We start from the raw sequence: 14696 nt of genomic DNA, 5'->3' as shown, positions 1-14696 counted from the left end.
TTATAATCCACCTACAACAATTTTAAAACCTTCTAATTCAAATTTGTATTTTATGTTGTTAATTTCTTCTTCATTAGAAATTTCAACATTTTCCATAGTGTAGACTTTATTTATTGTTTTATACTTTCCACTACCTAATTGATGAAAGGGAAGTATATGGACTTCTTTTATATTAAGGCCTTTTAAGAATTTAATTATTCTTAATATGTTTTTTTCATCCATTGTATAATTGGGTATAAGAGGTATTCTAGGAATAACATTATATCCATTATGCACAAGGGCCTCAAAATTAGTTAATATGGAGCTTTGATTTGCACCTATAAAATTTTTAGCTTTTTCATAATCCATAATCTTTAAATCAAACAAAATCAAATCTGTATATTCAGCAATTTCTAATAGTTTTTCCAGATTGCCTTGGCCACAAGTTTCTATAGCTGTATTTATGTTAAGCGCTTTCAATTCTTTTAGTAGCGCTAGTGCAAAATTAGCTTGGGATAATACTTCGCCACCAGATAAGGTTACCCCTCCACCAGAGGTGCGATAGAAAATTTCATCTTTTAGGATTTCTTTTATAACATCTTCAATTTTCATATAATTTCCGAAGTGCACAATAGCACCAGAGGGACATTCACTTTCAGAGAAACTACATTTTTTACAATGTATGCATTTGTTTTGTAATTTACCAATCTCAATCTCAAAACTTTGAGATTCTGGATTAGAGCACCAAGGGCAATGCAGGGGGCATCCTTTAAAGAATACTATTGTTCTAATTCCACCACCGTCATGAACAGAATACCTTTGAATGTTGAGTATTAAACCTTTCATTAATTCACCTCCGATTTTTAAAATAAAGATATAAATTAGAGAGCGTGCTCTGTTCTATGAATTATATCATCTTGGATTTTTTTGCTTAGCTCAGTGAAAAAGGCACTATATCCAGCTACTCTTACAACCAAACCTTTATATTTATCAGGATTAGCTTGTGCATCTCTTAAAGTTTCTACAGAAACTACGTTAAATTGCACATGCTGTATTTTTAACTTCATAAAAGCCATTAGAAAGTCTGAGAATTTTTTTATTCCTTCATTTCCTTCTAAAGTAGAAGGAGTGAATTTTACATTTAATAAACTTCCGTTAGTTAAAAGGTAAGAATCTAATTTACTTACACTTTTTAAAACTGCTGTAGGGCCTAAAATATCTTTGCCAACCATAGGGGATAGACCACCGTCAGCTAGTTGGTCTCCAGATTTTCTCCCATCAGCAGTAGCTCCAACAGCTCCACCTAAAGGAATGTGTGCAGAAACAGTGTAAGCTCCTGGTGTGAATACTCCACCCCTTGGATTTCTATATTTTTCAACTTCTTTTGAATAGACTCTTAAAATATCAGAGCTCAAGAAGTCAACTTCATCATTGTCATTACCATATTTATCGAATTTATTAATTAATCTAATTCTGAGTTTTTCGCCTTCAGTACCATTAAAATCGCTGTCTAATATATCTATTAATTCTTTAAAAGATAATCTTTTTTCTTCAAAGACAATTTTTTTGAGTGCATACAGTGAATCGCTTAGATTTGCAATTCCTATACCTTGTACTCCAGAGAAGTTATATTTAGCACCGCCAGATGTTATATCTTTACCTGTTTCTATACAATTAGTTATCAATGTTGATAGGAGAGGTACCGGAGCAAATTCTTTATGGCCGATATCAACTATATTAGAGCCTTCTACCATATATTTAACATAATTTTTTATGTTTGATTTTATTTTATCTATAATTTCGTTAAAAGTTATTGATTCATTATTTTTATTTTCTAGAAGGGTTATTTCCATAACTTTTAGGAGGTTGAATAAGGCAATATCATGGAGCCCATATGTTTTACCAGGAATAGAAAGTTCTACACAACCAACTACAGAATAATCTCTTGAATCTTCTATGGAAACACCTCTATTTAGAAAAGCTGGTACGACAACTTCATCATTGAAAATTTGAGGTATGCCGGTACCTAGTCTTATAGTTTCTGCAGTAAGATTTAAAAATGGTTTTTCTATTAATTCATTTAATCTTACACCTAAATTAGGTTGAGGTAACATTATATCGTGGTAACTTTTAAGTATAATGTAAGATAGCTCATTAATGGAAGAACGACCATTGCTTGTTAAACCACCTAAAGTTATTGTATATCCTGTAGGGAAACCGGCAAAAAATTCTGCACTATGGCTACTACGAACAAGAACGACATCGTTTGTTTTAATCCATAGACATTCTAAAATTTCTTTTAAGTATTCTTCATCAACACCATTATCTTTATCTTTTTTGTAGAAAGGGTACATATATTTATCAAATCTTCCTAAAGATATAGAACTTGCATTTGATTCATACTGAAGTATAATGCACATAAACCAAAGAAGCTGACAAGCCTCGTAAAATGATTCGGGTGCTTTACTTGAAATTTTATTAGCTATATTTGAAATTTTAAGCAATTCATTTTTTCTTGTTTTATCTTGTTCTTTTTCTGCTAGGGATGAAGCTAATACTGAATACCTTAGTATATGTCTCTTAGAGGCTAGTAAAGTTATTTTAGAAGCTTCAAAGAAAAGATTGTTTGGTTCTATAGATTGTGAACTTTCAACTTTTTTAAGTAATCCATCTAACCCATATTCTAATATTTTCTGGAAATCGGGTATAATATGTCCTTGACCTTTATCAGTTTGATTTAATTTTATTATTTTCTTATCTACATAGATTTTAGCATCTTCAGTTAATTTATTGTTGATAAAATCCTTCATAGATTTATCTTTCCAGTAAGGTAAAAGTACGTTTTTGTAAATTTTTTTATCGTTCTCTGTAAATATGAAAGGGTCTTGAGGTCTAGTTTCCATAGTATCTAATTCATCATAAATCCAATAAGGGTCCATTTCAGGAGAGACTATACCACTTCTAGGTTTTACTGTTCTATTTCCTGCGATTAGTTCTCCGTCGCGTATTGAAATTTCTACTTTATCTAAAATATTTTCAGTAGCTTTGGCTCTTCTTATTATGGATGGAAGTCCTTCAGTATTTTTATAACTTTCAGTATACAAGAGAGCTCTTTCTATAGAAATTTCTCTTTTGTTTTTAAATAGTTGGGTTTTTAATTTTTCTACCCTTGGAAATAACATAAATATTCCTCCTTTGAATTTGGTTAGAAATAGTAAATGAAGATGAATACAATTTATTATTGTTTGTTATCATTGTTTATTGTTTAATATTATTGTATAATTAAAACAATAAAAAATCAATACAAATTTATAGTAAATTAAAACTTTTAAAATAAAATATTTATGGAGGAATATATGATAAAAATGGAATATAATTTAGAAGAATTGCAAAAACAAGAGGAAGAATTAAAATTTAAAAAATTCACTAATGAGATGGCTATGGAAGTTGGACTTCTAATAATTGAAAAAGTAAAAAAGATGAAGAAATCAATTTCTGTAGATATTAGGAAAGGCGACCTGCAAGTTTTCCATTATGCTATGGAGGGAACAGTCCCTGATAATGATTTATGGATTATTAGGAAAAATAATGTTGTTAAAAGGTTTGGCAAAAGTTCTTTGTATATGGGGACAAAGCTTAAATTGGAGAAGAAAACTATTGAGGAAAAATATTTAATTGATTCAAAAGAATATGCTGTATTTGGTGGTGGATTTCCTGTTAATATAGAGGGAGTAGGTATAATTGGTACTATAACAGTATCAGGTATGAAGCAGATAGAAGATCATAATATAATTGTTGAAGCTTTATACCAATATTTAAATAAAGGGGAAATTTAAAATGTATAAATTATTGGCAGTAGATATGGATGGTACATTATTAAATAATAATAAAGAAATATCTAAAAGGAATATTGTTGCTATAGGTAAAGCTAGAGATATGGGTGTTAAAATAGTGCTATGTACAGGTAGGGCTCATCAAGGGATTGAAAAGTATTTAAAAGAGCTAGAATTAATGAGGGATGATCATTATTCAGCGACTTGTTCCGGAGCTTATGTTTTAAATAACACCAGGAGTGATGTGTTAAAATGCAATACTTTTTCAGTAGAAGATATTAGAGTATTTCAAAAGATTGCAAAGGAAATAGATATAAAATTTAATATGTTTACAGATAGAGAATTATTAATTTTAGAAGATAGTTTTTTCAGTTATTATGATTCTAAAGCAAATAATTTGCCAACAAGATTAGTAGAATTGGATAATATTAATGATAATTCTAATATAACTAAAGTAACTTTCATTAATGAAGATTTATCTGTAAAAGATTCTATTGTAAAGTTATTTGAAAATGTAGGAGAAGATGAAAAAAATAGTGATATTTATATTAGAAATAATGATAGATTTAAAAAGAATCTATTTGATGATTTGAGTAAATTACCTGATAATATTTTTGATAATTATACATTATTAAAAACATCTCCTTATACTGTTGAGGTGTTAAGTAAAGAGGCTAACAAGGGGATGGGAGTTAAAGTAATTGCAGATAAATTTCATATAAGACGGGAAGAAGTTATTTGCATAGGTGATTCTGGAAATGATAAACATATGATCGAATATGCAGGACTAGGAATTGCTATGGACAATGCGTTTGAAGAAATAAAAGCAATAGCTGATTATATAACATATGACAATGAGAATGATGGGGTGGCTCATGTCATAGACGAATTTATATTAAATTAATAGTATTTTGTGTTTTTACAAGCATTCTATATAGATTATTTGTTATAATAAATTGGTAATAATTATTTTTAAGGTTAGGTGAAAATATGTTTGCAGAAGAAAGAGTAGATAAAATTTTAGAAAATTTAAATAAAGAAGGAAAGATTGTTGTAAAAAATCTTAGCAAAGAATTTGATGTTACTGAAGATTGTATAAGAAAAGATTTGAAAAATTTAGAGAAAAAAGGCCTAATTAAGAGAACTTATGGTGGTGCAGTACTTAACCGCAATTCTGCACATGAAAACCCTATAGTTTCTAGAAAAAACTTAAATTTAGATGCAAAACAAAAAATAGCTCAAAAGGCGTTTAACCTTATAGAAGATATGGATAATATATTTTTAGATATTTCTACTACAAATATACTTTTAGCTAAACTTATTGATGGAAGTAATAAAAAAGTTACAATTATAACAAATATGTTTGATATAGTGAATTCATTTTCTAATAATTCTAGTGTAACGGTAATTTGTACTGGGGGAGTATTTAATAATGAACTAAATGGATTTGTAGGTTCGTCAGCTATTGAACGTATTGAAAAGTTTAAGGTTGATAAAGCTTTCATTGGTAGTTGTGGTGTTGATATGTTTGATAAAAGCATTACAACTTTCCAGATGGAAGATGGCAATACAAAGGCAGCGATAATAAATGCAGGGAAAAAGGTTTATTTAGTTATGGAAAGCAAAAAATTCTATATTGATGGTACATATAAATTTGCAGAGATTTATGATATTGATGGAATTATTGTTGATGAAGAAGTAGATAAAGATATTCAAATAAGTTTAAATGAATTAGATATTGAATTAATTTAAAGGTTTATTAGTTGTTGGTTTTTCCTCAATTGTAAATTGACCTGTTTTCCCCATAGTATAAGCAAGTTTGATAATTGATTTTTCCTCGTCGGTTATTTCTCTATTATACATTTTTTCAAATTGCTTTATTAGGCTATAAGTATCAACAGTTGTTTTTTTGTTACCCTGCCTAGAACGTTTTAAAGTATTGTTATGGTCGTAAGTCTTAATTTTGATATTTATATTAGGGATATTAGACATTTTTTTAAAAACTTCTCCTGTGTAGTAAGCATCATTAAAAGCATCGTGGAAGTTTTCTTTGATTGATATATTTAATAATTCTACAGCATTGCTAAGACCGATACTTGTTCCTTTGGGGCAATTAAGATATTTAGATGCTGGTGATTGAATATTAATATATTTTTTAGATAATAGTTCTGTATCTAATTTATGATATTTTACATTTCTATATAATTCTTTTATATCGGATAATCCCCAAACGCATAAAACACTTTCTTTATCCCCAATAAACTGTATGAAAGCTTCATAAGCTTGGTTAAAACTAGGTGCAGTAGATAGTTGGTTTGCTGTAATACCTGTAAGCTTTTTTATAAAAGGGTGTAATTCAGGATATATTTCAGGTTTTATTAATCTATTGAAATTTGAGATTGTCTTAAAATCTTCATCTAGTTTAATAGCCCCAATCTGAATAATTTCAAAGCAGATTTTATAAGGTTCGGTAATAGATTTTTCTTTTTTGGATCTAAAATCTTGATTATACTCTAAATCAAATATTATATAATTCATTGTATTTGCTCCCAACAGTTGGCTACAAAGTCTAAAATTTATTTTTTAATAAAAATATTTATTTTATTGTCTTACTATATTATAAACAAATATATGAGTATTGTCATCTTGAATAAAAAATGATACCATCAAATGAACTACAATATGATTTTGTAATATAGTTTTTCTAATAGTAGAGGAGATAATAAGATGGTTGATATAATACAAAGTATTGATCTGCAAGTGCTCGGGTTTATTAAAAATTTTAGTGGTAATATTTTTTTAGATAAATTAATGATTTTAGTTACCACATTAGGTAATAAAGGAGCAATATGGATTGTAATATTATTTTGTTTAATTTTGAACAAGAAATATCGAAGAGCAGGTCTTATGGGTCTAGCAGCATTGATTTTATCAGCAGTTTTGGGAGAACTGATAATCAAAAATATTGTGCAACGTGCACGGCCATTTATTACATATCCAGTTTTTAAGTTAATAATAGAGGCACCTTCTTTATATTCATTTCCGTCTGGACACACAGCATCATCATTTGCAGTGGCGGGAATTTTAGCGGGTGAATTCAAGAAATATCGAAGTGCACTTTGGATACTAGCAATATTGATAGCTTTTTCTAGATTGTATTTATTTGTTCATTATCCTTCAGATATTATAGGAGGAATTATACTAGGGCTTGTTTGTGCCTGGATAATACGTAAAGTTTTTAATAGAACTACAAGGGAATTGCAAACATAGAAACAAGGCGCTTTTATAAATAAAAGTGCCTTGTTTCTATGTTTATAAAACTTTTTATGAAATTTTGAAAAAATATACTTAATATGCGCCAGCAGAATAAGTCATTTCATAGCTGTGGCTATATATTTCGAAGATATTTCCAAATGGATCTTCTACATAACACATTTTAAATGGTTTTTCACCTGGATAGTATTCTCTAATAGGCATTCTTTGTTTTCCACCATGCTTAACTATTTTTTCAACTAATTCTTCTATATTAGGATCTTGAATAGAGAAGTGGAATAAACTAGTTTTCCAATATTCAAAATTGTTTTCTGGTTTTTCGTTATTAGGAAATTCGAATATTTCTACACCAATTTTATCTCCAGTAGAGAGGTGTGCGATTTTAAAGGTTTCCCAGTTTTCACCAAAGACATCATTGCACATTATTCCTATAGCACTATCATCTTTTTTGATTTCACTAGGTGCCATTATTACATACCAACCAAATACCTCTGTGTAAAATTTCACTGCTTCTTCTATGTTAGGAACTGAAAGTCCTATATGAGAAAATGATCTTGGATACATTGTAAATCCTCCTTTTTTATAGAAACAAATTTTTAAGTCATAGATTTGTTTTATTAATCTTGACTACCTTAGTATATACCAATATAATTTGAAATATAAGAATGCACTTTTTTGTAATATACTATCTAAAAAGAAAGTATAGGAGGATTAAGATGAAGAAAGTTAAATCACAGGTAGATGAAAATGGAAAATTGAAATGTTCAATAGAATATACTTTAACAATTATAGGTGGAAAGTGGAAACCAGTAATATTATGGCATCTAGGAGAAGATGGCACTCTTAGATATAGTGAGTTAAAAAGACTTATGCCTGGAATAACACATAAGATGTTGAGTCAGCAACTTAAGGAGTTAGAGCAAGAAGGATTAATTAATAGGAAACAGTATAATGAAATGCCTCCTAAGGTAGAATATTCTTTGAAGGAGAAAGGGCATACTGTAATGCCGATATTACAAATGATGCATAAATGGGGGAAAGAAAATTAATTAAATTACACTACGAATATATTTAAATAGATATAATTGTTCTAAATAAGGAGGGCTAAAATGGAAATACGAAAGATAAATGCAGAAGATACTTGGCAAATAAGGCATAAAGTAATGTGGCCCCAAAAGGATGTCGAATTTATTAAACTAAAAAATGATACTGAAGGAATACATTTTGGTCTTTATGAAGCAAATAATTTAATGTCAGTAATATCTCTTTTTATTGATAATGAAAAAGTACAGTTTCGTAAATTTGCAACTTTATTAGAAAAACAAGGGCAAGGTTATGGGAGTAAATTGCTCAATTATTCCTTAGAAGAGGCAAGAAAACTAGAAGCAAAAATAATATGGTGTAATGCAAGAATAGATAAAACTGGGTTTTATGAAAAGTTTGGGTTAAAAGAAACTGAAAAACGATTTGTTAAAGCGGGTATACAATATATTGTTATGGAGAAAAGTTTATAAAAAAAATGCTGCAAAAAAAGGAGCGTAGATGTTTTCACATGAAAATATCTACGCTTCTTTTTTATATGTGTAAAACTAAAATGAGCATAATTATCTGTTTGAGTGTTTATTTATTATGAGTGGGATTCTAAATTTAGTAATAAATATTTTATATTACTTATAAAATTACTTGAACTATTATTGATTTCTGATTTTGTAACATAGAAACATAATAGAAATATTGGTATAATTTAGTGAAAGAATAATATGAGGGATGATTAAAATATTAGATAAGATGGTGATTGTTGCATGAAAAATATTGATGTTTTGGTAGTGGAAGATGATACGGATATAAATAATCTATTATTTAAAATATTATCTAGAGAAGGTTACAATGTAAGACAAGCTTATTCAGGGTCGGAAGCAAAAATGTGTTTAGAACAATATGACTATCATATAGTTTTACTGGATTTAATGATTCCTAGTATCAAGGGCGAAGATTTAATAAAGGAAATAAGGAAAACAAAAGTTATGCCTATAATTGTGATATCAGCAAAAACTTCTAAAGAAGATAAAGTTAATGTATTGAAGTTAGGAGCAGATGATTTTATAAGCAAGCCTTTTACTATTGATGAGGTTTTAGCTAGAGTATCAGCACAACTGCGAAGATATATGGAATATTCAACTCTAAAAGCTAAAGATAGTATATTAAAATATAAAAATATTGTTTTAGATTCAGAAGGAAAACAAGTTACTGTAAATGGGGTAGTAATAACTTTAACTTTTAGAGAGTTTTCAATATTAGAACTCTTAATGAGAAATCCTAATAAAGTCTTTAGTAGAGCGAATATATTTCAAAATGTATGGAAGGATGATTTTTTAGGAGATGAAAAAACAGTAAATGTCCATATTAGTAATCTGAGGTCCAAATTGGCAAAATCAGAAAAAACAGAATATATTGAAACGGTTTGGGGAATAGGATTTAAGCTGAAAAAATAAATCTTTATACTTTCTTAATATTTATTTTAAGGTAACTTATAAGTTTGATTATACTATGTAATTAAGCAAATAAGTTTGAGGAGGAAAATTATGAGTGAAGAAGTTTTAAAAACTATTAATTTATCTAAAAAGTATAAAAATACTTATGCTTGCAACAATGTGAATATTAATATTAAGAAAGGTGATATTTATGGTCTTATAGGACAAAATGGTGCAGGTAAAACTACGCTATTTAGGTTGATTACAGGACTTATAGGAAAGACAAAAGGAGATATAGAATTATTCGGGAAAAATGGCATTAAAAATCTAGATGAGAAGAGAGTACTTATTGGAAGCTTAATTGAGTCACCAGCGGTTTATGGAAGTATGACTGCTAGAGAAAATTTAGAAGTATCGAGATTAGTTAGAAATATTGTAGGAAAAGAGTGCATTGAAGAGGTTTTAGAGTTGGTAGGATTGAAGAATACAGGTAATAAAAAAGCTAAAAACTTTTCATTAGGTATGAGACAACGTCTTGGACTTGCCAATGCACTACTTGGAAATCCAGAATTTCTTATATTAGATGAACCTATAAATGGACTTGATCCTATGAGCATAGTTGAGATAAGAGAAATTTTGAAGAATATAAATAAAGAAAAACAAGTTACAATCCTTATATCAAGTCATATATTAGGAGAGCTATCTGAACTTGCAACGACATATGGGATATTAAATGATGGAAAGTTGATAGAGGAATTCTCTGAAAAAGAATTAAAAGAAAAGTGTAGACAGTATATAGAAATAAATTTAAATGATACAAAAAAAGCAGTAACAATATTAGAGCAAGAACTGAATATATCTGAGTATGAAGTATTTCCTAATAACACAATTAAAGTATATAGTCACTTAGATAGTGCTGGCAAAATAAATAGTATATTATCTGCAAGTGGGTTACAGGTAGAGAAGATTTTACTTAAAGGTCAGAATTTAGAAGAGTACTTTATTAGTGCTATTGGGGGTGAAAAAAATGCTTAGATTATTAAGAGCTGAAATATATAAGTTATTTAGAAATAGAGCATTTATAATTTTATGCATAATTGCTTTAGGATTTGGAATTTTAAATTTTGGAATGACTAAATTGGTATCTTCAGAGGACTTTATTAGAAGTAGCTTAAGCAATATGTCGGAAGAAGAAAAAGATGTAGCAATTGAGCAGTTAAAGCTTGCTACTGAAGTTGGAACTACTGAGGATACTACAATAATTACACCAGGAAGAATTGGAAGTACTGCACAAGTAAAAGATATTTTCAATCCAAAAGCAAAGGAATCTTTTCATTCAGGATTTGGGCAAGGAACTATAGAAATATTACTCACAATATTAATAGCAGCTTTAGTTGCAAAAGAGTACTCCTCTGGCACTATTAAAAATATGCTAGCTTATGGAAAAAAACGAAGAGACTATTATTTATCTAAATTCTTAGCGTCTTCAATTGGAGCAGTAATATTGCTAGGGATAACGGTGTTTTCTAATTTAATCTTAAGTTCCCTTGTTTTTCCATGGGGAGGAGCATTTGATTTCTATGAATTTATTTATATCGTTAAGATATTTGGAACAGCACTTATTGTAGTTATGGCTATGATTTCACTTATGATGCTTTTAGCATCTATATTAAAGAGTAGTGGGGCAACTATAGGAATAGGGATAAGCATATTTGTATTATTACCAACAGTTATTGCTTTCTTGTATGGAAGATATACTTGGTTTGATAAAATATTTGAAAGTACAGTATCTTATAATTATGCATTAGCTACTGCCGCATATAGTACAAATAATGATATAATAAAAGCAATAACAATTTCACTTATTACAATAATAATAAGTTTGATAGCTGGAATAAGTATATTTAATAAACAAGATATTAAGTAGAGATAATGAATAATGCACAATGCACAATTTACAATGCACAATTGAGGAGAATTTTCTTCCTTGCAGTCAGAAAATCTTTGATTAGATAAAAATATTTGATGTAAGGGGAAAATCGTTTTACACATTTTGTATGGTGAAGTGGGTTAAAGAACTCTGGATTTTAAGGGTTTAAGGTTTTCACTGCAAATTAAACTCTGCAAACTGCACACTTGTTTTAAAAGAAAGAAAGGGGTGGGTAAAATGGTATGGTTAATTTTTTCAATATTAATAATAATTATGGTTATTTTACTTGCCTATATTATTTTGATTAAGAGAGATATAAAATATGTTTCTAACCAAATAAAATGGTGTGATGGAGATTTTACTACAATTAGAATGAAGACTTTGGATAAAGAATTAGAAGAATTAGTGATTAATATTAATAATTCATATGAGTTATGTAATAAAAAGAATATTGAAGTAATTAATAAAGAAATAGAATTAAGAAAAAGAATAGCTAATATATCACATGATTTAAGAACTCCATTAACTTCAATGATGGGATATTTGGAACTTCTGAAAGAAGAAAGGGTTACAATTGATGAAAAAAATAAATATTTAGAAATTATAACAAAACGAACTGAAGTACTACAAGCATTGATACACAATTTTTATGATTTATCTAGAATAGAATTAGATGAAGAAAAATTTGATTTGAAATCTCTTAATTTAAGGGAAATCCTTTCAGAAAGTATTGTAATTTTTTATAATGAATTTCAAGACAATAATATAAATCCTGTTATAAATATTGAAGAAGATATTCCTAATATAATAAGCGATGAAAATGCAGTATCAAGGATATTCTCAAATTTAATAAATAATATACTAAAGCATGGGGAAAAAGAAGTGTTTATCAGTCTTAGAAAAGATAAAAATGGTATTACTTCTGAATTTACTAATGCTGCTCCAAATTTGAATGATAAGGATATTGAATTGATTTTTAATAGTTTTTACACTAAAAATCCTACAAGAAATGATGAAAATACAGGACTTGGTTTATACATAGTAAAAACATTAGTTGAAAGATTAGGAAATAAAATTGATGCAAAACTAATTGATGGAATGATAACTGTTAAAATAACTTGGATAATAAGATAAAGGATGGCTTATGGAAAATAAAATTAGAAATATAATTTTAGTAATAAATTATGCTGTATTAACAATGATAATGATTATAAGTGCTTTACTTAACATTAAACATTCAGTAGTAATTATGTTTTTATATCTAATTTTATTGTCTTTGTATACTTTAAAAACTTATTTTATTTATAATAATATAAAAGTAGTTTTTACTAAGATTATTTTTAGTACTTATGTGGCAGAAATACTAGTAACTTTGCTTCTTCAGAAATATGATGTTTATTTTCTATCTTTCATAGTTTTATGTACTATAGTTGAAGATGTAGCTTTGAATTTAAAAAGAAAAGCATCTTTATTAGTTACTACGAGTGTATATTTTATTTCATGTATTATTTTGTGCTCTAATTTTAAGAGGGATAGTTCTACTTTTATAATAAGTATGTTTGCAATATTCTTAGTATATTTAACTGTTTATATTATATTTTCTTTGATAAATTATTTGTTTAAGCAGAATAGGATAATAGATGAATCTTTAAAAGATATTACAATTAAAAATCTTGAAAAAGATATTATATATAAAAATTTAAAAGAAGCATATAGTAGAGTAGAGAATATAACGGCACTTAGAGAAAGAAATAAGATTGCAGCTGAAATTCATGATACGGTAGGACATACTTTAACTACTGTACTTGTAGAATTAGAAGCTTCAAAGAGACTTATGAATAAGGATAAGGAAAGAGCCTTAGAAAAATTAAATTTAGCTCAAGGACAAGTTCGAAAAGGATTAAATGATATAAGAAGTTCAGTAAGAGTTTTAGAAAAAGGCGAAGAAGTTTTAGATTTTTATGATTCATTAAAAGCTTTTATTGAAAGTACTGAAAAACACTCTGAAGTTGTTATAAAAAGTCATATAGATAATAATTTGAATATTAATAAAAAAGTACAGAAAGTTATTTTTTCTTCACTTATGGAAGGGATATCCAATGGTATTCGTCATGGGAAAAGTACTGCTTTTTTATTTAAATTATATATAGAAAAAGATAAGCTTCACTTTTCTCTTGAGGATAATGGAACAGGTTCTACTGTGGTTTCACCGGGATTTGGTCTTAGAGCTATGAAAAATAGAGTAGATGAGATAAATGGTGAATTTATTGTAGATTCAAAAGAAGGAGAAGGCTTTGGTATTTATATAACTTTACCTTTGCAGACAAAGGATTGAATGAGGATTAATAGGATTATGAAAAAATTTCATGGAATGTTTTAGAGTTGTAAAATTGATAAATAAGTGTTGAAATTAAAAGGCAGAGGTGCTAAATGGAATTGATAAAAGTGCTAATTGTTGATGATCAAACTTTAATGAGAGATGGACTTAAAACTATTATTGAACTAGAAGACAATATGGAAGTTGTGGGAACAAGCAAAAATGGGTTAGAAGCTATAGAATTTTGCAAAAATAATAAGCCAGATGTAGTACTTATGGATATAAGAATGCCGGGAGTGGATGGCGTAGAGGCTACAAAAATTATTAAAAGTCAATTTCCGAGTATCGTTATATTAATATTGACTACATTTAATGAAGATGATTATATTGTAGATGCACTATCTAATGGAGCAACTGGGTATCTATTAAAAGATATTGAAGGAGATGCGCTTATAAAAGCTATAAAAGATGCTCATAAGGGAGCATTTATGTTGCCATCAGAAGTTGCTATCAAAATAGCTAAAAAATTATCTAAAAATTCAGTAGTAAGTGTAGATGATAAGAAAAATTTAGAGGATTTTTCGGAAAGAGAAATAGAAATAGCTAAAATGTTAGCACTAGGTTTTACAAACAAGCAAATAGCTTCATCTTTATTTATATCAATAGGAACAGTGAAAAATTATATAAGCACCATATACTCAAAACTTGGAACCTCAGATAGAATGGCAGCTGCTATGAAGATAAAGAAGGCACTTAATTTATAATGCACAATGCACAATGCACAATGCACAATGCACAATGCACAATGCACAATGCAGTGCGTCCAGCTAAGCTGGACCATACTAACTGATGAAAGTTCAGTCGAGGTAATTGCCAAGAAGCCTTGTAACTAA

Annotated in this window: 16 protein-coding genes; 12 read left to right on the top strand and 4 right to left on the bottom strand. The window is 28.3% G+C overall.

The window, feature by feature from the left end; translation table 11 throughout:
- Together ACVHXK_RS02460 and ACVHXK_RS02455 are read right to left on the bottom strand one after the other, a co-directional pair.
- Window positions 1-825 carry a [formate-C-acetyltransferase]-activating enzyme gene (locus ACVHXK_RS02460; protein WP_461204768.1) on the bottom strand — a complete coding sequence of 275 codons (825 nt, stop codon included), beginning with the start codon at window positions 823-825 and terminating at the stop codon, window positions 1-3.
- Between the two features lie 35 nt (window positions 826-860).
- The gene (locus tag ACVHXK_RS02455) at window positions 861-3161 is read right to left on the bottom strand and encodes a formate C-acetyltransferase (RefSeq protein WP_461204767.1); all 2301 of its coding nucleotides are present in this window, start codon (window positions 3159-3161) and stop codon (window positions 861-863) included.
- A 174-nt stretch (window positions 3162-3335) separates the two neighbouring features.
- Between ACVHXK_RS02455 and ACVHXK_RS02450 the strand changes: the two genes are divergently transcribed.
- The 3 genes from ACVHXK_RS02450 (at window position 3336) to ACVHXK_RS02440 (ending at window position 5564) form a co-directional block, all read left to right on the top strand.
- A complete protein-coding gene (locus ACVHXK_RS02450; protein ID WP_461204766.1) occupies window positions 3336-3815 on the top strand; it encodes a heme-degrading domain-containing protein in 480 nt (159 codons plus the stop codon).
- 1 nt (window position 3816) lies between these two features.
- Window positions 3817-4716: a Cof-type HAD-IIB family hydrolase gene (locus tag ACVHXK_RS02445; protein WP_461204765.1), complete on the top strand. Its 900-nt coding sequence runs from the start codon at window positions 3817-3819 to the stop codon at window positions 4714-4716.
- An 86-nt stretch (window positions 4717-4802) separates the two neighbouring features.
- Window positions 4803-5564, top strand: a complete 762-nt coding sequence (locus ACVHXK_RS02440) for a DeoR/GlpR family DNA-binding transcription regulator (RefSeq protein ID WP_461204764.1) — start codon at window positions 4803-4805, stop codon at window positions 5562-5564.
- On the opposite strand, the gene ACVHXK_RS02435 is transcribed toward ACVHXK_RS02440, so the two are convergent.
- A complete protein-coding gene (locus ACVHXK_RS02435) occupies window positions 5556-6350 on the bottom strand; it encodes a 3'-5' exonuclease (RefSeq protein ID WP_461204763.1) in 795 nt (264 codons plus the stop codon). The genes ACVHXK_RS02440 and ACVHXK_RS02435 overlap by 9 nt on opposite strands.
- 189 nt (window positions 6351-6539) lie before the next feature.
- On the opposite strand from ACVHXK_RS02435, the gene ACVHXK_RS02430 reads away from it, so the two are divergent.
- A complete protein-coding gene (locus tag ACVHXK_RS02430) occupies window positions 6540-7082 on the top strand; it encodes a phosphatase PAP2 family protein (RefSeq protein ID WP_461204762.1) in 543 nt (180 codons plus the stop codon).
- A gap of 78 nt (window positions 7083-7160) precedes the next feature.
- Here ACVHXK_RS02430 and ACVHXK_RS02425 read toward each other — a convergent pair whose 3' ends face one another.
- Window positions 7161-7649, bottom strand: a complete 489-nt coding sequence (locus ACVHXK_RS02425; protein WP_461204761.1) for a lactoylglutathione lyase family protein — start codon at window positions 7647-7649, stop codon at window positions 7161-7163.
- 152 nt (window positions 7650-7801) lie between these two features.
- Between ACVHXK_RS02425 and ACVHXK_RS02420 the strand changes: the two genes are divergently transcribed.
- From ACVHXK_RS02420 to ACVHXK_RS02385, 8 genes are all read left to right on the top strand, one after another.
- Entirely contained in the window at window positions 7802-8134 is a 333-nt protein-coding gene (locus tag ACVHXK_RS02420; protein WP_461204760.1) for a winged helix-turn-helix transcriptional regulator, read from the top strand.
- Window positions 8135-8194: 60 nt separating this feature from the next.
- Window positions 8195-8599: a GNAT family N-acetyltransferase gene (locus ACVHXK_RS02415; protein WP_461204759.1), complete on the top strand. Its 405-nt coding sequence runs from the start codon at window positions 8195-8197 to the stop codon at window positions 8597-8599.
- Between the two features lie 288 nt (window positions 8600-8887).
- Window positions 8888-9577, top strand: coding sequence for a response regulator transcription factor (locus ACVHXK_RS02410; RefSeq protein ID WP_461204758.1), 690 nt, complete (start codon window positions 8888-8890; stop codon window positions 9575-9577).
- 90 nt (window positions 9578-9667) lie between these two features.
- Window positions 9668-10591: an ATP-binding cassette domain-containing protein gene (locus ACVHXK_RS02405; RefSeq protein WP_461204757.1), complete on the top strand. Its 924-nt coding sequence runs from the start codon at window positions 9668-9670 to the stop codon at window positions 10589-10591.
- A complete protein-coding gene (locus ACVHXK_RS02400) occupies window positions 10584-11483 on the top strand; it encodes an ABC transporter permease subunit (protein ID WP_461204756.1) in 900 nt (299 codons plus the stop codon). The genes ACVHXK_RS02405 and ACVHXK_RS02400 overlap by 8 nt, the downstream gene beginning before the upstream one ends.
- A gap of 240 nt (window positions 11484-11723) precedes the next feature.
- On the top strand, window positions 11724-12620 hold the full coding sequence (locus ACVHXK_RS02395; protein WP_461204755.1) for a sensor histidine kinase: 897 nt from the start codon (window positions 11724-11726) through the stop codon (window positions 12618-12620).
- 10 nt (window positions 12621-12630) lie between these two features.
- Window positions 12631-13821 (top strand): sensor histidine kinase, encoded by a 1191-nt coding sequence (locus ACVHXK_RS02390; protein ID WP_461204754.1) that lies wholly within the window; start codon window positions 12631-12633, stop codon window positions 13819-13821.
- Window positions 13822-13916: 95 nt separating this feature from the next.
- Window positions 13917-14567 carry a response regulator transcription factor gene (locus ACVHXK_RS02385; RefSeq protein ID WP_461204753.1) on the top strand — a complete coding sequence of 217 codons (651 nt, stop codon included), beginning with the start codon at window positions 13917-13919 and terminating at the stop codon, window positions 14565-14567.
- Window positions 14568-14696: the final 129 nt, after the last annotated feature.

This window comes from Clostridium sp. DL1XJH146, from assembly GCF_054819755.1.
Note: the sequence above shows the minus strand (reverse complement) of the source record. Positions and strands in the feature narration are given on the sequence as shown.